Here is an 18,076-nt window from a genome sequence, read left to right as displayed (position 1 = left end):
GACCTCCTCAGTTCGTGCCGGGTTGCTCCTCGTCGGGCGGTCGTGTCCCGGAAGACACGTCGGTCGCGAGCACGGTGAAAGCGAGTGCGGTCAGCTCGGCGGTGAGCCCTGGCCGGGCGTTGACCCGGCGCGTGCGGGGCAGGTCGTTGACGATCGTGAGTGCCGCCTGCACGGTGATCCGCGCCGCCGGTTCGTCCAGCCAGGGAGCGACCGTGCGCAGCAGCCGCACCCACTCGGCGACGTAGCCGCGCTGCACGGCGACCAGCTCCTTGCGGTCCCGGTCCGGCACGTTGATCAGCTCGTCGGCGTAGCGCATGGGCACGCCGTCCGGGTGCAGCGTGATGTCCACATAGGACTCGACGATGCGGTGCAGCGCGTCGGTCGGATCGGACGCGGTGGCCACGGCCCGTCGCGCGCCCACCATCAGACGGTCACCCATTCGGTACGCGGCGGCCAACATGATGTCCGCCTTCGAGGGGAAATAGCGGTACACACTGGGGCCGGCTATTCCTGCGGCCGCGCCGATTTCCTCCATACTGACGTCGTGGAAGCCGCGCTCGCGGAACAGCGTGGTGGCGATCGTGAGCAACTCCTCGCGGCGGGACGTCGCGCCGGGTGAGCCGCGCCGCCATTCCTCGTCGGCGGTCGGGCTCGACACGCCGGACGGCACGGTGGCCGCGAGCACCGCGCCGGCCAGTTCGACCAGAAGCTGTTCGAACCGCCGGCGGGGGAGTGAGACACGATGGTCGGCCACACTGCCGAACACGCTCAGCGACGCCCAGCACAGCAGCTCGGCCTCCGCGTCGGTGATGTCCGGGCGGCACCGGATGATCAGCCGGGTCCACGCGCGGCGGGCGGAGCCGACCCGCCTGCGCAGCTCGGCCCGGTTGGCCTCGTCCAGATGGTGACCCTGCCACCGCCACAGCGCGGTGATCTCCCGGTTCGCCACGGACAGCTCGGCCAGCCGCTCCAGCACCGCTCGACTGGCCTTCTCCGGCTTGTCGGCGAACGTGGAGGTGGCCTCGTCGACCACCGCGCCGATCGTGTCCACACCGGCCAGCACCACGTGCGCGAGCACGTCCTGCTTGTTCTCGAAGTGCCGGTACACGGCCGGGCCGGTGACGCCGGCCGCCGCGGCGATGTCCTTCACGCCGACCGCGTGGTACCCGCGCTGCCGGAACAGCTCGGCCGCGGCGCGGGCGAGCAGCTCCTTGCGGTTGCGTGGTCGGCGTGCGGTGGTCAACGATTGGCTCCTGGTGTGAGGCGTATCTTACAAGCTATGTCACCGCGAATACGTTGACAACCTGCGGATTCGGCGCACTATGTTAATCACAGTTAGCCCGAGAGAGGACCACGGCGTGACAAGCGAAGCGTTCATCTACGAGGCGATCCGCACGCCTCGCGGTCGAGGAAAGAGCAACGGCTCCCTGCACGGCGTCAAGCCGATCTCCCTGATCGTCGGCCTGATCGAGGAGCTCAGGCGGCGCCACCCGGACGCCGATCCCGCACTGATCGACGACGTCGTACTCGGCGTCGTCTCGCCGGTCGGCGACCAGGGCTCGGTCATCGCGCGCACCGCCGCGGTCGCCGCCGGACTGCCGCACACCGTGGCCGGTCTGCAGCTCGACCGGTTCTGCGCGTCCGGCCTTGAGGCGGTCAACACCGGCGCGCAGAAGGTGCGCTCCGGCTGGGACCAGCTGGTGATCACCGGCGGCGTCGAGTCGATGTCCCGGGTGCCGATGGGGTCCGACGGCGGCGCGTGGTTCAACGACCCGGAGACCAACTACGACAGCTACTTCGTGCCGCAGGGCATCTCCGCGGACCTGATCGCCACGATCGAGGGATTCTCCCGTGAGGACGTCGACGGGTACGCGGTCGAGTCGCAGAAGCGGGCCAAGGCGGCATGGGACGGCGGCTACTTCGCCAAGTCCGTCGTGCCGGTGAAGGACCGCAACGGGATCACGCTGCTCGACCACGACGAGCACATGCGGCCCGAGTCCACCGTGGACGGGCTCGGCAAGCTCAAGCCGTCCTTCGCCGGCATCGGCGAGATGGGCGGCTTCGACGCGGTGGCGCTGCAGAAGTACCACTACGTCGAGAAGATCAACCACGTGCACACGGCCGCCAACTCCTCGGGCATCGTGGACGGCGCGGCGCTGGTGCTGGTCGGCAGCGAACAGGCGGGTCAGGCCGCCGGGCTGACCCCGAGGGCGCGGATCGTCTCCACCGCGACCACCGGCGCCGAGCCGACGATCATGCTGACCGGCCCGACGCCGGCCGCGCAGAAGGCGCTCAAGTCGGCCGGCCTCACCCCGGACGACATCGACCTGTGGGAGCTGAACGAGGCGTTCGCCTCCGTGGTCCTCAAGTTCATGAAGGACCTCAAGATCCCGCACGAGAAGCTGAACGTGAACGGCGGCGCCATCGCCATGGGCCACCCGCTCGGCGCGACCGGCGCGATGATCCTCGGCACCATGGTCGACGAGCTCGAGCGGCAGAACCTGCGCCGGGCGCTCGTCACCCTGTGCATCGGCGGCGGCATGGGTGTCGCCACCATCATCGAGCGGGTCTAGTCCACTCCAATGGTGCTGATGAGCTGCGTTGATGGTCGCCTAGGGCACGCTCAGGCGGCGATCTGCGGCGTTGCAGGCCCGCTCGAGTATGCCCAATACGAGTCGCGAACCTGCGCCTTGCATCTCATCCACCTGAGCGCGCCCGGGTGGTCACCCGGACAGCGTGGTGAAAACCGAACAACACAAGCCAACCTCACTTAGAAGAGGCGAAAACCGTTATGGCAGAAGCGAAAACCATCCGTTGGGAGCAGGACTCCGACGGCATCGTGGTGCTCACGCTGGACGACCCGAACCAGTCCGCGAACACGATGAACAACGACTTCCGCGAGTCGCTGAAGGCCACCGTCGAGCGGCTGGAGGCGGAAAAGGACTCGATCACCGGCGTGGTGCTCACCTCCGCGAAGAAGACCTTCTTCGCCGGCGGCGAGCTCAAGGAGCTGATCCAGGCCAGCCCGGACACCGCCGAGTCGATGGCCGAGATGGTCGGCTCCATGCGTGCCGACATGCGCAAGCTGGAGACCCTCGGCAAGCCCGTGGTCTCGGCGATCAACGGTGCCGCGCTCGGCGGCGGCCTCGAGCTGGCCCTGGCCACGCACCACCGCATCGCGGCGGACGTGAAGGGCAGCCAGATCGGCTTCCCCGAGGTCACCCTCGGCCTGCTGCCCGGTGGCGGCGGCGTGGCCCGCTCGGTGCGGCTGCTCGGCATCCAGAACGCGCTGCTGAACTGGCTGCTGCAGGGCCAGCGGCACCGTCCGGCGAAGGCCGTCGAGCTGGGCCTGGTGCACGAGCTGGTCGGCAGCGTCGACGAGTTGCTGCCGAAGGCCAAGGAGTGGATCAAGGCCAACCCCGAGGGCGGCGTGCAGCCCTGGGACGCCGACGGCTACAAGATCCCCGGCGGCACCCCGTCCAGCCCGAAGTTCGCCGCGAACCTGCCGGCCTTCCCGGCCAACCTGCGCAAGCAGCTCAAGGGCGCGCCGATGCCGGCGCCGCGCGCGATCCTGGCCGCCGCGGTCGAGGGCACCCAGGTCGACTTCGAGAACGCGCTCAAGATCGAGACGCAGTACTTCATCTCGCTGGCCACCGGTCAGGTGTCCACGAACATGATCAAGGCGTTCTTCTTCGACCTGAACCACATCAACAACGGCGGCTCGCGGCCGGACGGCATCGAGAAGAAGCTGCCCACCAAGGTCGGCGTGCTCGGCGCCGGCATGATGGGCGCCGGGATCGCCTACGTGACCGCGAAGGCCGGCATCGACGTCGTGCTCAAGGACGTGTCGATCGAGTCCGCGAACAAGGGCAAGGACTACTCGGTCAAGATCGAGAAGAAGGCGCTCGATCGCGGCAAGACCACCCAGGAGAAATCCGACGCGCTGCTGGCCCGGATCACCCCGACGGCCGACGCCAAGGACCTGGACGGCGTCGACTTCGTGGTCGAGGCGGTCTTCGAGAACACCGAGTTGAAGCACAAGGTGTTCCAGGAGATCGAGGATGTCGTCAATCCCGACGCGCTGCTGGGCTCGAACACCTCCACGATTCCGATCACGATCCTCGCCGAGGGCGTGAAGCGGCAGGAGGACTTCATCGGCATCCACTTCTTCTCGCCGGTGGACAAGATGCCGCTCGTGGAGATCATCCGCGGCAAGAACACCTCCGACGAGGCGCTGGCCCGGGTGTTCGACTACACGCTCGCGATCAAGAAGACGCCGATCGTGGTCAACGACAGCCGCGGCTTCTTCACCAGCCGGGTGATCGGCACCTTCATCAACGAGGCGCTCGCCGCCGTCGGTGAGGGCGTCGAGCCGGCCAGCATCGAGCAGGCGGGTTCGCAGGCCGGTTTCCCCGCGCCGCCGCTGCAGCTGTCCGACGAGCTCACGCTCACGCTGATGCAGAAGATCCGCAAGGAGACCAAGGCCGGCGTCGAGGCGGCCGGCGGCTCCTGGGTGACGCACGGGTCCGAGGCCGTCGTGGACAAGATGGTCGACGAGTTCGAGCGCAAGGGCCGCTCGACCGGCAGCGGGTTCTACGAGTACGGCGAGGACGGCAAGCGGGCCGGCCTCTGGTCCGGTCTGCGCGAGGCGTTCGACGCGGGCAGCGGTGACGTGCCGTTCGAGGACCTGCAGGAGCGGATGCTGTTCGTCCAGGCGGTGGAGACGGTGCGCTGCTTCGACGAGGGTGTGCTGAACACGATCGAGGACGCCAACATCGGGTCGATCTTCGGCATCGGGTTCCCGCCGTGGACCGGCGGCGTGATCCAGTACATCAACCAGTACGAGGGCGGCCTGGCCGGTTTCGTGGCCCGTGCGCGCGAGCTGGCGCAGCGCTACGGCGACCACTTCCTGCCGCCCGAGTCGCTCGTCACGAAGGCGGAAAAGGGCGAGGTTTTCGAGTAGTTCGCGCTACCCGTGGTGGGCCCCGGGTGTCCCACACCCGGGGCCCTCCCTCTACCGGGGGATGACGACGCGCCGGTAGTCTGCTCGTCACCGTCCGAGACTACGAGGTGAACCGTGACAGACACCCCAAGCTGGGTTCCAGATGGCGTAAACACCGAGCAGCCGAGCGCGGCGCGGGTGTACGACTACCTACTCGGCGGGGGGCACAACTTCGCCGGTGACCGTGCCCTGGCCGACAATCTGGTCAAGGTCGTCCCCGCGCGCGACATGGCCCGCCTGAACAGGGCTTTCCTCCGACGAGCCGTGGTGTTTCTGGTCGAATCCGGCGTCAAGCAGTTCATCGACCTCGGCTCCGGCATTCCGACCGTGGGCAACGTGCACGAGATCGCGCAGCAGGCCGATCCCTCGTGCAAGGTCGTCTACGTCGACTACGAGCCGGTCGCCGTCGCACACAGTGAGCTGATCCTCGAGGGCAACGACAACGCCACGATCATCCAGGCGGACATGACCCAGCCGGACGCGGTCATGAACGATCCCAAGACCAAGCGGCTGATCAACTTCGATGAGCCGGTCGGCCTGCTGATGGTCGGTGTGGTCCAGTTCGTGCCGGACGAGGCCGACCCGTGGGCCGTCGCGGACCGCTACCGCGAGGTGCTCCCGGACGGCAGCTACTTCGCGCTGTCCGCGTTCACCAGTGACAACGCACCGGAGGGTATGAAGAAGGCCGTCGAGGTGTTCGCCAAGAGCCAGGACCCGATTTTCCCGCGCACGCATGAGGAGATCCAGCGGATGTTCGGCGACTTTGAACTCGTCGAGCCTGGGCTGGTGTACACCCCGGAGTGGCGTCCGGAGCGTGCCGACGAGGTCGGCGATGACGCTAAGAAGTCGAATCTGTACGCGGGTGTCGCCCAAAAGCGGTAGAACTACACGTTCGGGTACCTCTCGCGCCGACCGCTGGTGGGTATCGGGGGCTGGCGCGAGAGGGCCGATCGAGGCACAGTGGTAGGCCGAACGGTGGCAATTGGGAAAGTCCATTCGTGACCGCGACGAGGACGACACGATGAGCTGCGCCGAGGACTCAGCCCGTGGACCGGGCTGACCTGGTCCGACGGTGGGCGGGGACGCTGTCGCAGATAATGTACGTCCCGACCGCGAGGGACGAGATCGAGCGCGACCTGCTCGAGCTCCTTGACCTCGCGGTGGTTTCGCTTGTCTCCGATCAGTCGCCGGGTCAGGCCGGCGAGACCATCGGCGAGCGGCTCATCAAGGCGCACTTCACCAAGCCGGCGGCCCTGCGCAGCTCAGCGGAGTTCCTCGGCGGCGCCCTGCCCGCGCTGCCGGAGCTGTCCGCCGTCGAGGACGTCACCGGCCGCGTGGTGGCACTGATCGGCGGTATCGCGTCCGGCTACACCGAGTCCATGCGGATGCGGATCTTCGACCAGCAGGAGGACGTGAAGCAGGCGCTGGTCCGGGCCAAGCGCAACGTCGAGCGAGACCTGAAACGCAGCGAGGCCCGGTTCCGCGAGGTGTTCACCTCCTCGGCGATCGGCATCGCGATCAGCGACCTCGACGGGCGGCTGGTGCAGACCAACGCGGCGCTGGCGCGGATCCTCGCGTACCGCCACCGCGAACTGGGCGGCATGTCGCTGCTCGACCTGTTCGACGAGTCCGACATCGATTCCATGCGCCGCGCCTACGGGGCACTGGCCAACGGCGAGATGCCGAACTTCCGCGGTCCGAGAACGCTGCGCCGGCGGGACGGCGAGCCTTCCTGGGTGATCCTGTCCGCGTCGATGTTGCGCGACGCCGACGACTCGCCCGGCTTGCACGTGACCATGGTGGAGGACGTCTCCGACACCCATCTGCTGCAGATCCAGCTCAACCAGCAAGCTCTGCACGACTCGCTGACCAGGCTGCCGAACCGGCATGCGCTGATGTCGAGGCTGGAGCGGCTGCTCGGCGCGCCGGCCGGCTCGATCGACTTCACCGTGTTCCAGATGGACCTGGACGCGTTCACCGTCGTCAACGACAGCCTCGGACACGACGCGGGCGACAAGCTGCTCAGGGTCGTGGCCGACCGGCTGTCGCAGGCGTTCCCGCACGAGGACGAGGGCGTGCCGATGGTCGCCAGGCTCGGCGGTGACGAGTTCGCGATCATCATGGAGAACACGCCGACCTCGCCGGACGTGCAGACCGTGGCCGCGACGATCAACGACGAGCTCGCCGAGCCGACCTACATCGGCGGCAACGGCGTGGCCGTGTCGGCCAGCATCGGCGTGGTGCAGCGTCCGGTCGGGATCGACGCGTCGGAAGTGTTGCGGCGCACCGACATCACGCTGCGAAGGGTGAAGGCGAGCGGGCGAAGACAGTGGGCGCTGTTCGACAAGCACAAGGACGCCGAGGACCGAGTGAACTTCCGGCTCGCCGCGACCATGCCCGGCGCGTGGGAGATGGGCGAGCTGGCCGTCGAGTACCAGCCGATGGTGACCGCGCAGACACGGGTGCCGATCGGCGTGCAGGCGCTGCTGCGGTGGGATCACCCGGAGCGCGGCGCGATCTCCCACGACAGCTGCGTCGAAGTCGTGGCGGATACCGGTCTGAGCATCCCGATCGGCCGGTGGATGCTCGGCGAGGCGGCCGGCGTGGCCCGATCGTGGCAGGGCAAGGTCGGCCAGGCGTCACCGCCGCTGGTGATGGATTTGTCCAAGCACCTGGCCAGTGATCCGGATCTGGTGAAGACGCTGCGCGGTGTGCTGCACGAGTCCGGGTTGTCGGCGCCGCAGGTGCAACTCGGCCTGCCGGTGCAGTCGCTGTGCAAGGAGAACACCGAGGCCGAGGAGAACCTGAAGACGTTGCGCGAGTTGGGAGTCGCGACCGTGCTGACCGAGTTCGGCACGACCGGCGGCGACCTCGCCTGTATCGAGGACCTCGACGTCGGAGCCGTCAAGCTCGCGCCGAGGATCGTGTCCCGCATCGCGAGCCGGCAGGAGCGGGGTCAGTCGTCGTTCGTGGCGGACGCGATGGTCGCGCTGGTCAAGCTGGTGCGCGCCCGCGGCGCCTCGGTGATCGTGCCCGACATCGTGACCGAGGCCCAGCTCGAGTGGTGGCGGGAAGCCGGCGCGGACATCGTCCAGGGCCCGCTGTTGAAGGCCCCGACCACTCCCACCGAGATCGCCGACTTCCTCACCACCTGATCCCGTCAGCCGTGTGGGTCCAGCGGGACGTCGGACGGCTTGGCCTTGGCCAGCTCGTCGCCGAACCGCTCGTCGGTCAGCTTCAAGGTCGCCGCGCCGAAATCGGCCGCGACAAGCTTGTCGCGGATGCCGCCCGGGTAGTTGTCCCAGCCGACCAGACCCTTGACCTGCCAACGTCCTTCGTGGTTCTCCGGCGGCTCGTCGCCGCCGTTCGGCTTGGCGAACCGGAAGCAGTGCGTGCTCACGCCGTCCTTGTGGTAGACGATCTTGGCGTGGCTGCCGCCGTCGAACTGCAGCTCACCCTCGGGCTTGGTCTCGTAGCTGGAGTGCTGCGACGCCGAGACGTACCGGGTGTGGCCATCTTGCACCCAGACGATGATGTGCTCCCAGTCGTGCTTGTGGCCCGCCGATCCCGGGCCGTGCGCCGCCTGGTCCTTCTCGAAGTAGTACCCGTACATGTACGCGCACCACCCGTTGTTGCACTTGGATCGGGAGTAGACGTTCGTGTTCTCCAGGTCGGACCGGTCGCGGCAGTTGCCGTTGACATCGCCGCCCAGGTTCAGCCCGGGATTCAGCGTGCCGTCCGGCCCGATCGCCGGCGTGCTGTAGCACCCGTCGGTATCGAAATCGAGCGCCGGCTGCCACTGGTTGTCACCGTCCGGCGCGCTCGCCGGCAACGCGGCCGGCGGCTCGGCCCACGCGTTCGACGGTGTCAATAGGCCCACCAACGCGGCGAACGGGAGAGCCCCGAGTGCCAGCCGGCGAGTGCGGTGCCTGCCGTGTGCCATTGCCGCCCCTTTCGTCCGAGACTGTCGGAAACCCATGGAAGCATTTGTTGTGGCACACAACAAGCCTGCGGACGTCGTCAGCCGATGGCCTCCACCGCGGCCTTCGCCGCCGGGCTGTCTGGCTGTGCGGCGGCGGCGACCTGCACCAGGGCGAGTTGAGCCTTCTCCTTGGCGATCTCGGCTTCCTTGCGGCCCTCTTCCGCTTGCTTGCGGCCCTCCTGTCCGGTGGCCACGCCGAAGAAGGCACCCACCACGGTGCCGATCACCGTGCCGGCGGCGGTCGTGACGGACACGACGTCCGCCGCCCCGTCGAATTGCAGCAGCGCGATCGCGACGATCACCACCAACGCGCCGAGACCCGCGAGTACCGCCCAGAATCCGTTGGACTTGTCCATGGCCGTTTCCCTTTCACAGCGCCGATCCGTACTACTGGTGGATCGCGTCGGCGGACCGGTCGATTAGCCGTCGCGGTGGACGGCGGCCGTTGGGGAAACTCGGCGTGAACATCGGCCGGCGCGTCGAACGCGGGGGAGATCATCTCGGTTAACTTGCGGACATGACCCGAGGTGCCGCCGCTGTCCGGGTGCGGCACGCCCGATGAGCGTCGTGCGGGACGTCGTGCGGTGGTTCCGCCGGTGGCGACGCGGGCGCGCCCGGCACAGCGGAATCCCGTACTGGCTCATGGTGCAGGGCTATCTCGTCCTGGTGCCGTTCGCCCTGTTGTTCGTGATCACCGCGGCGGTCTGCGGCGCGCGGAACGCCTACGACGTGATGCTGCAGATCGCCTCTCCGGGCGAGGTGGGCTACCAGTGGCTCACCGTGCCGCTGTCGATGGGTGGCTGGCTGATCGTGCCGGGATTCGCCGGCGCGCTCGCCGGTATCGTCGTCGTCGAGGTCACCAGCAACCGGCGCGGCCGGCAGGCCGACCGTCCGGGTGGACGAGCCCGCAGTGGTGAGATCCCGCGGCTGAACTGGCTGCAGTACTACCGGCACGATCACGACATCCCGGACTACTTCGCACTCCGGTTCGCCCAGCGCCACGGCAGCGACTGGAAGCTGGCGCAGGACCACTGGGAGATCCTGATCGAGCGTTTCCTGACCATCGAGGCGTTCGACCGCCGGCTCGGCGCGCGCGTGGTGATGGCCCAGGCGGTGTCGGCGGTCGCCTACTTCCTGCATGGCCTGTCCGGCAAGTGCCCGGAGTGCGCGAAGGTGGCGAGACCGAATGAGTGAGCCCACGGCGGGGCAGCAGTCGATCCGCGAGCTGTGCGAGGAACTGCTCAGAACCACGTATCCAGACCAGGACGAGGACTGGATCGGTGAGCAGACCGCCGCGGCGCTGGTTCGGATCACCCAGGGCGGCAAGTATCCCGATCAGGTCGACAACACCCCGCCGAGCGCGAGTGAGATCCACGCGGCGGCGCCGATCAACGGCGGTCGACGCGGGGCGCGGTGGCTGCTCGTGGCGGCCGCCGTCGTGCTGTGCGCCGGCGCCGTGGTGCTGGCCGAGACGATGGTGACGGCGGCGGTCGGCGTGATCGTTCCGGTCGGACTCGGCGCGCTCGCGGTGCTGAGCCTGGTCGCGACCGTGGTGACGCACGTGCGGGCGCGGCGGGAGAACCTGCTGTCCTGCCGGGTGCGCATCGACGCACCGGTCGCCGCCGACGTCGGCGAGGCGCCCCTGGTGACCGAGAAGGGGAAGACCGTCTCCTTGCCCGGTGTGGTCGTGGTGCGGGTGAAGAACGCCGGCGGGCAGGACATCGAGCCGCGCGACTACCTGACCCCGCTGTCGCTGCGCTTTCCCGGTCGCACCGTGGTGTCGCTGGACGCCACCGAGTCCGAACCGGAGAAGCTGGCCGGCGTGGTCGAGAAGTCGGAGGACTTCACCAAGGACGACGACCTGGTCACGCTGCCCAAGATCCCGCTGGCCCGAGGCGACTCGTACAAGCTGCTGATCTTCCTGTCCGGGCACCCGAAGGGTGAGCCGGAGATCGACGGATCGGTGCGCAGCGGCCGGATCACCACCGAGCAGACCAAGCGTCCCACCGGACCGACCACGCCCGTGTGGACCGGGCTGACCGCCGGTTTCGCCGCGACACTGGCCGGCGTGCTGCTGTTCACCAACGCGTCCGTGGTGACCCCGCGTCCCACCGGAGTGGCCTGCGGCGAGGGGGAGCTGACCGTCGCCGGCTCCACCGCGTTCGGCCGGGCCACCGGCGAACTCGCCGGTGCCTACCGCGCCTACTGTCACTCGTCGTCGATCTCCGTGCGCACGCCGGGCAGCACCGAAGGCCTGAACCAACTCCTCGCCGCGGACGATCGGAGCACACGGCTGGCGCTGTCCGACGGCCCGGGCCCGCGCGGTATCGCGGGGTTGGCCGAGACGAAGTTGGCGATCGTGCCGTTCACGCTGGTGGCGAGTACCGATGTCCCGGTCGAGTCGTTGACCGTGAACGACGCGCGGCGGATCTTCACCGGCCAGGCGAGGACCTGGGGCGACATCACCGGCAACCGGACCGACACCCAGCAGATCCGGGTGACCGGTCGCACGCCGGGCTCGGGTACCCGGCGCACGCTCAACCAGGACGTGCTGGGGCTCGCCTCGGACGCGTACAACCCCAACGTGTGCGAGGCCGACACGCACTACATCGACACCCGCTGCGGCTTCGCGTCCACCGAGGAGTTGCTGCGCACGGTGGCCGACCGGAAGGGCGCGATCGGATACGCCGACGCGTACGACGCGCAGCAGGTGGGCGACGAGGTGCGGCTGATCCGCATCGACAACCGCGAGCCGACGCTGGAGGCGATCCGTGCCGGCTACCCGTTCTGGGCGGTCGAGTACCTCTACAGCGCGGCCGCCCTGCCCGAGGACTCGCTCGCCGCGAAGTTCGGCACCTATCTGCGCAGTGACGAGGCCGCGGGCACGATGCGGCGCTTCGGGTATTTCCCGTGCGCCGAACTCGGCACGCTGTGCGAGAACCGCTGACCCAGCAGGCTTCGCGGGTTGAACGCGGCCCGCACCCGGTCGGGCAACGGCCGTCGGGCGAGGCCGCGCCGAACACCGCGGACGGCGTCCCACGCGGCGGTGAGGCCGCGATCCGTCGCACCCGTGCTCGACCACAGCGCCAGGTCGACCTCCGCGGCCAACTCGAGCAACTCGTGGGCGACGGTCGCCCCGGTGGCCGTGCCGGCGAGATCTCGCACGGTCGTGCCGGGAGTCGCCGGTTCGCCGTGGGTACGCAGCAGGTCGCGCGCCTCCCACCACGCGGACACCACGCCGTGCACACCGCCGCGCCGCCTGCGGACCGCCGTTCGGATCGCCTTCGCCAGCGGAACCGCTCCGACGATCCCGATCAGCAGAAGCCCGAGCAGCACGAGCAGGGTCGCGGGGCCGTCGTCGGGTTGTTCGGGTGCGGCAGCGTGCGGGCCGTCAGCCGGAGGCGGGGTGTCCCGGTCGCTCGGTGGCGGAAGTTCGGCCCGGACCTTGGCGGTCGCCGCCGCGAGTGGAGTCGGCACGCGCCCGGGTCCGCTCGCCGCGCCCATCGGGTCGAGTGGCACCCAGCCGAGTCCGGCGACGGCCACCTCCGGCCAGGCCAGCACGTCCTTGTTGCGCACCACGACCGGCCCGGTACCGCCCTGCGGTGCGCGAAAGCCGACGGCCAGCCGGGCGGGAATGCCGGCCAGCCTGGCCAGCGCCACGTACGCGGCGGCGAACTGCTCGCTGGTGCCCTGCCTGGTGTCCAGCAAGAACTCCCGCAGGTGCGACCAGCCGTGTCCGGTCGGCAGCCCGGTGCCGGTGGCCGCGCGGTAGTTCTGCTGGAGATGGCGCTCGAGCACCAGCGCGGCCCGGAACGACGGAGGCGCGCCAGCCGTCGCGGTGCGGGCCAGGTCCGCCACCGCGGGTGGGACGGCGCCGAGTCCGCCTGGCGGTACCGACGCGTCGATCTTGGCGTCGGCCAGCGCGGCGGTGTCGATCTCCGGTTCCCACCAGCTCAGCTCGTAGTCCACCGGTCCGGTGGTCTCCGGCAACAGGAGCATGCCCGACGCCGGGTCGATCAGCGGGGCGACGCCGGTGACCGTGGCCGGCATCGCCTGGCTGGGCAGCCACGGTCCGCCGTCCGGCATGGTCACTCGGGCGGACCGTGGCGTGACCGGTGCGCCGGCCGCCGGACCGACTCGCTCGCCGAGGTGGCGGTATCGCTGGGGCGCGGTCCACCTCGTGCCGGTGAACTCCTCCAGCACGACCAGCCGCCACCGGTCCACCGGCGCGCCGCCGGTGTAGGTGAAGACGGGTGTCTCCGGCTGCTCCAACCGCGCCGCGATCTCGGCGAGCGGGTTGGTCGTTCGCGGCAACGGTGTGCGCGCGGATCGGTTGTCCTGCAACGAATACGCGGGATCGCTCGGCGCGAGGAGCGGGACGGCGATCGCCGCACACAGGCCGAGCACCACCGTGGGCACCGCTAGCGCGACGGTCCGCGAATGTCGGGCGCCGGGCCGGGACACCGCGAACAGCACGGCGACCACCGCCGCGTACACCAGCGCGGCCGTGATCGCCGCGATCCCGGTCAACGCGGCGAACATCTGGCTCAGCCCGAGCACGGCCAGGCTCGGCAGCACCGCGAGAACGGGCCAGCGCAGCAGCTCGACGCCCAGCACGGCCGCCACCAGCACGACGAGCGGGACGAACAGCAGCAAGCCGGCGTCGGCCCGCGTCGGCCAGGTCGACTCCAGCGCGAGCTGCCAGGAATCGGTGACACCCGTGAGCAGTGCCTGCCCGGTCGCCGCCGTGGGCAGGCCGGCGAGCGTGGTGTCCCACAACTCCAGCTCGACCACTCCGAGCAGGCCCGCGACCGTCGCGATCACCGGCCGCCACGCGGCCAGCGCCGGGACCCGGCGGCAAATCTCGGCGACCAGGATCACCGCCAGCACCCCCACGGCGATCGACGGCACCAGCCGCCACCAGCCGAACACCGGCCCGAACATCGTCCCCGCGATCCCGGCGGCGAGCGACACGCAGGCGACCGCGATCCGCGCGCTCATCGGTCGATCACCGACTGCCACACCCGCACCGCCTCGGCCGCCGTCGGTGCGGTGAGCGCGATCGCCCCGGGGATCGAGGGCGCGACATCGCCGAGCGTGATCACGGTCAGGTCGGTGTGCCCGGGTGCGACGGCGGCGAGGGACCGGACGTCCACGGCCGACACGGCGGGGGAGACGGCGACCAGGCTGCCGCCGCCGTCGCCGGCCAGTGTCTCGGGGACCAGCGGCGACTCGGCGCGCGTGCCTTGCCGGACCAGGCACAGCTCGTCGAGCAGGCGATGGACCGAGGCGGCGCCCGGCGGCACCACGACGTCCACGCCGCTCGGGGTGACCAGGCGGCACCGGTGGCCCGCGATCGCGGCGGAGACCACCAGCGACGCGGCCAACTCGACCGGCTCCTCGAAATCGGTGACACCGGGCCGGTCGTCCAGCAGCACGGTGAACCGCGGCTGATCGGGATCGACGTAGTCGCGGATCATCAGCCGGCCGGTCCGGGCGGTGGCCTTCCAGTGCAGGTGGCGCACCTCGTCCCCGGGCACGTACTCGCGCACGTCGCGCAGGTCGATCGAGCCGCGCAGGGTGGACGCGGCGCCGTCGTGGTGATGGCGGGGGTGACCGCCCGCGGTGACCCGCACCGGGTGGATCTTCGGGTACACCCAGAGCGTCGAGGTCGCACCGAGGGTCAGCACGCTGTGCGCGAGCCCGAGCGGGTCGGCGCGGTTCAGGGTCAGCGGGCCGACCTCGTGCCGCCCCCGGCGCAGGGGAGGCACGGCGTAGGAGTACTCCCCGTCGGTGTCGGCGGCGAGCGAGCCCACGGTGATCGCCACCGAATCGCCCCCGACTCGGTCCACCGCCGTGAAGCCGGGTTGCCGCCGGGTGCCAGGATTGCGCACGCACAGGGTGACGGTGGCCGGGTCACCGCGATGCACCCGTTCCGGACGCAACTCCCGCACGACGGCGACGCGCGGCCGGGCAATCGCGACGATCAGGGCGGCGACGATCGCGCCTGTCGCGCCGGCGCCCAACGCCACCAGCACGGGATAGCCCGCGACGTACCCGGTGCCCAGCAGGACGGCCGCCAGCACGAGAGTGGCCGCGCCACGCCCGGTCAGCCGCATGTCAGACCCTGGCCGCGCTCATCACCGGCAGCGCGACCTCGGCGAGGACCGTGTCGACGATCTGCCCGGCCGTCCGGCGCGCCAGCTCGGCGTCGGTGGTCAGGATCAGCCGGTGTTCGAGCACCGGGTGGGCAACGTCCTTGATGTCGTCCGGGGTGACGAACGGGCGGCCGTGCGTCGCGGCCAGCCCCTTGGCCGCCCGGACGAGCGCGATGCTGCCGCGCGGACTGGCGCCGTACCGCAGTTCCGGGTGCTGGCGGGTGGCGGCCGCGATCGTGGCGGCGTACTCGATCACGCCGGTGGACACCTCCACCGCCCGCACCTGGCTCACCGCGCCGATCATCGTGGGAATGTCCACCACCGCGGGGAGATCGTCCGGCTCCATGCCCGAGCTGTCGGCCATGATCACGCTCATCTCCGCGCGAAGATCGGGATACCCGATCGGCAGGCGCATCAGGAAGCGGTCGAGCTGTGCCTCCGGCAGCCGGTAGGTGCCGCCCATGTCGATCGGGTTCTGCGTGGCGACGACCAGGAACGGCTGCGGCACCTCGTGCCGCACCGCGTCGACCGTGACCGTGCGCTCGGCCATGACCTCCAGCAGCGCCGACTGCGTCTTGGGCGTGCCCCTGTTGATCTCGTCGGCGAGCACGACGTTGGCGAACACCGCGCCCGGATGGAACACGAACGCGTTGTCGTTCTGGTGGTAGATCTGCACGCCGGTGATGTCGCCGGGCAGCAGGTCCGGGGTGAACTGGATGCGGTTCCAACTGCCGCTGATACTGCGCGCCAGGCATCGCGCGAGCGTCGTCTTGCCCACCCCGGGCACGTCCTCGATCAGCAGGTGGCCCTCGGACAGCATCGCGGCGACCGCGAGCCGCACCACCTCCGGTTTCCCGTGCACGACGCGGGTGACGTTCGCCGCGATCCGCTCGTACACCTCGCCCGCGGGGACGGAACGCGCCTGAGTCATCGAGGCTCCCAGTAGATCCGGTTGGACGAGACGCGGCCCGACGGCGTCGCCACGGACACCCACACGGTCTCGCCGGGGACGTCGTAGTTGAGCTTGTTGTAGGTCGCCGATCCGTTGGCGTCGGTGGTGAAGTCCTCGGTCACCACGTTGGTGGTGCTGGTCGAGCTGAGCTGGGCGCCGTATTGGGTGTTCGGCGCGAGGCCGGTGAAGGTGGCGTTCACGAACGCGCAGTCCGGTGCGTGGCACCTGTCGCTCGTCGTGGCCCGGCCGCGGCTGATCGCGATGCTCGGTCCGGGAACAGTGAACGAGGTGCTGCCCGGCGCGCCGGTGAGCGTCCGGCCCGCCGTGGTGGTCACCGCCCGGACGGTGAAGGTGACGGTCCGGCCCGAGGCCAGTCCGGAGTAGACGGTGCCGTCGGTGGTCACCGTCCGGTCCGGGAATCCGGTCGCGGTCACCAGGTAGTGCACCAGCGTCCCGCCGCGCAGGTCGGTCCCGGCCCAGGTCAGGACGGCCGATCCGTTGAAGTACTTCACGTTCGGCACGGGCGCCGCCGCCGCGCTGACCGGCGTCACGCCCGGTGCGGCCACGCCCGGCCCGGCACCCGCGCGGTTCACCGCCGCGACCGTGATCACGTAGCGGACGCCGTTGACCAGACCGTTGATCGCGGTCTGCCGGGCGCCGCCGCTGACCACCAGCGACCCGCCCGCGCCCGACGCACCCCGCCAGGACACGCGGTAGGACGAGATCGGCGCGCGATCGTCCGCCGGCGGCGGTCCCCAGCTGACCGTCGCCGCGCCGTCGCCGGCCACCGCCGACACCGCGGCCGGCGCACCGGGCGGGCGCGCGGGCTCCTCGGAGGTCTGGGTGGGTGGCGTCTCGGCACGCGGATCGGGCACGGCGACCGTGGTCGGCTGCGGCGTGCTCCTCGGCCGCACCGGCGCGTCCCGCAGACTGCCGTCCGTGCCGACCACCACGATCTGGGTGCCCGCCGCGTCCTCGACGTAGACCCGCTTGTCCTCGCCTCGGGTCAGCCGGGGCTGGCCGCCGGTCCGCTTGACCGACCTGGTGGCCTTGCGGCTGCCGTCGGCGCCGAAGCTCAGCACCGTCCCGTGCTGCCGCTCGACGAGAACGACCGCGGACCCGGTCGAGACCGGTCCGTCGTACTCCCCGCCGGGCACCACGATCGTGACCGGCTTGGCCGGTGTCGCCGAGAGGTCGGCGAGCACGACGCTGTGCCGCTCGGGATCGAAGATCGCGACCCGGCCGTCCACGTCGTGCCGCGCGGCGCGGGAGTTGGGGGAGACCGGCACGCCGAGCGGCGCACCCGCGCCGAGCGTGTCGCCGTCGGCCGTGTGGGCGAGGCCGGTGAACAGGTCGACGAAGACCGGCTTGTCGCCGATCACGGTCAGCGCGCCGGCGTGGTCCTTGGGCGCGGACACCGGGCAGGATGACAGCTCGGTGGCACCGGGCGCGAGGGCGCAGATGGCGCCGGATCCGGTGCGGTGCAACCACAAGGTCCCGTTCGAGGTCACCACCGGGTCGCCGACCGGACCGCCGGTGGACACCGTCACCGGTGCCGCACCGAGTCGCACGACCTTGCCCGCGTTGCGGTACACCAGGTACGGGCCGCCAACCGCCTCGACGCCGACCGGCATCTCGTCAGCGGGCGGCGCGATCGCGGCACCGGCCTCGTGCGTGGCCGTGTTGAACTCGGTGATCGAGCGGGGGCCGACGACGTACGCGTTCGACTCGCCCTGGACCACCTGGCTGCCGCGCTCGCCCGCGACGGCGACCTGGGCGTCGATGTCGGTCGTCGCGCCGTTGACGTGGAAGGCCAGCCCGAGGTCGGAGTTGAAGACCCAGTGGCCGCTCAACGCGAACCGGGCGGCGGACAGCGGTGCGGTCGCCCCGGTCAGCGCGGCCACCAGGGCGCCGGCGCACACGATCGCGAACAGCCCGAGTGGGACGACCTTCCGGTTCCTCCGCTCGCTCACGCGCGACAA

General features: G+C 70.3%; 13 protein-coding genes. 6 read left to right on the top strand and 7 right to left on the bottom strand.

Annotated features, from left to right (window positions below):
- Positions 1-7 precede the first annotated feature (7 nt).
- A complete protein-coding gene (locus tag EV193_RS24470; protein WP_130346831.1) occupies positions 8-1,243 on the bottom strand; it encodes a TetR/AcrR family transcriptional regulator in 1,236 nt (411 codons plus the stop codon).
- Between the two features lie 115 nt (positions 1,244-1,358).
- Here EV193_RS24470 and EV193_RS24465 point away from each other — a divergent pair, with 115 nt between their 5' ends.
- From EV193_RS24465 to EV193_RS24450, 4 genes are all read left to right on the top strand, one after another.
- Entirely contained in the window at positions 1,359-2,573 is a 1,215-nt protein-coding gene (locus EV193_RS24465) for an acetyl-CoA C-acetyltransferase (protein WP_130346829.1), read from the top strand.
- Between the two features lie 218 nt (positions 2,574-2,791).
- Positions 2,792-4,963, top strand: coding sequence for a 3-hydroxyacyl-CoA dehydrogenase NAD-binding domain-containing protein (locus EV193_RS24460; protein WP_130346827.1), 2,172 nt, complete (start codon positions 2,792-2,794; stop codon positions 4,961-4,963).
- Between the two features lie 114 nt (positions 4,964-5,077).
- Positions 5,078-5,884, top strand: coding sequence for an SAM-dependent methyltransferase (locus EV193_RS24455; protein WP_130346825.1), 807 nt, complete (start codon positions 5,078-5,080; stop codon positions 5,882-5,884).
- A 164-nt stretch (positions 5,885-6,048) separates the two neighbouring features.
- Positions 6,049-8,157: a putative bifunctional diguanylate cyclase/phosphodiesterase gene (locus tag EV193_RS24450; RefSeq protein ID WP_130346823.1), complete on the top strand. Its 2,109-nt coding sequence runs from the start codon at positions 6,049-6,051 to the stop codon at positions 8,155-8,157.
- A gap of 5 nt (positions 8,158-8,162) precedes the next feature.
- Here the strand turns inward: EV193_RS24450 and EV193_RS24445 are convergent, their stop codons facing one another.
- Together EV193_RS24445 and EV193_RS24440 are read right to left on the bottom strand one after the other, a co-directional pair.
- On the bottom strand, positions 8,163-8,945 hold the full coding sequence (locus EV193_RS24445; RefSeq protein WP_130346821.1) for an NPP1 family protein: 783 nt from the start codon (positions 8,943-8,945) through the stop codon (positions 8,163-8,165).
- Between the two features lie 77 nt (positions 8,946-9,022).
- The gene (locus tag EV193_RS24440; protein ID WP_130346819.1) at positions 9,023-9,340 is read right to left on the bottom strand and encodes a TRADD-N-associated membrane domain-containing protein; all 318 of its coding nucleotides are present in this window, start codon (positions 9,338-9,340) and stop codon (positions 9,023-9,025) included.
- 202 nt (positions 9,341-9,542) lie between these two features.
- Between EV193_RS24440 and EV193_RS24435 the strand changes: the two genes are divergently transcribed.
- Both EV193_RS24435 and EV193_RS24430 read left to right on the top strand, forming a co-directional pair.
- Positions 9,543-10,178 carry a DUF6313 family protein gene (locus EV193_RS24435; protein WP_130346817.1) on the top strand — a complete coding sequence of 212 codons (636 nt, stop codon included), beginning with the start codon at positions 9,543-9,545 and terminating at the stop codon, positions 10,176-10,178.
- Complete coding sequence (locus EV193_RS24430; protein ID WP_165401490.1) at positions 10,171-11,931, top strand: PstS family phosphate ABC transporter substrate-binding protein; 1,761 nt, start codon at positions 10,171-10,173, stop codon at positions 11,929-11,931. Before EV193_RS24435 ends, EV193_RS24430 begins: the two co-directional genes overlap by 8 nt.
- Here EV193_RS24430 and EV193_RS24425 read toward each other — a convergent pair.
- From EV193_RS24425 to EV193_RS24410, 4 genes are read right to left on the bottom strand one after another with little or no spacing between them, the layout of a single operon-like run.
- Entirely contained in the window at positions 11,841-13,985 is a 2,145-nt protein-coding gene (locus tag EV193_RS24425; protein WP_130346814.1) for a transglutaminase TgpA family protein, read from the bottom strand. The two genes, EV193_RS24430 and EV193_RS24425, sit on opposite strands and share 91 nt — an antisense overlap.
- A complete protein-coding gene (locus EV193_RS24420; RefSeq protein WP_130346813.1) occupies positions 13,982-15,103 on the bottom strand; it encodes a DUF58 domain-containing protein in 1,122 nt (373 codons plus the stop codon). The genes EV193_RS24425 and EV193_RS24420 overlap by 4 nt, the downstream gene beginning before the upstream one ends.
- A 1-nt stretch (position 15,104) precedes the next feature.
- On the bottom strand, positions 15,105-16,073 hold the full coding sequence (locus tag EV193_RS24415) for an AAA family ATPase (RefSeq protein ID WP_130346811.1): 969 nt from the start codon (positions 16,071-16,073) through the stop codon (positions 15,105-15,107).
- Positions 16,070-18,067: a fibronectin type III domain-containing protein gene (locus EV193_RS24410; protein WP_130346809.1), complete on the bottom strand. Its 1,998-nt coding sequence runs from the start codon at positions 18,065-18,067 to the stop codon at positions 16,070-16,072. Before EV193_RS24410 ends, EV193_RS24415 begins: the two co-directional genes overlap by 4 nt.
- Positions 18,068-18,076 lie beyond the last annotated feature (9 nt).

Source organism: Herbihabitans rhizosphaerae (assembly GCF_004216555.1).
Lineage (GTDB): Bacteria > Actinomycetota > Actinomycetes > Mycobacteriales > Pseudonocardiaceae > Herbihabitans > Herbihabitans rhizosphaerae.
This window is presented reverse-complemented; position numbering and strand designations above follow the sequence as displayed.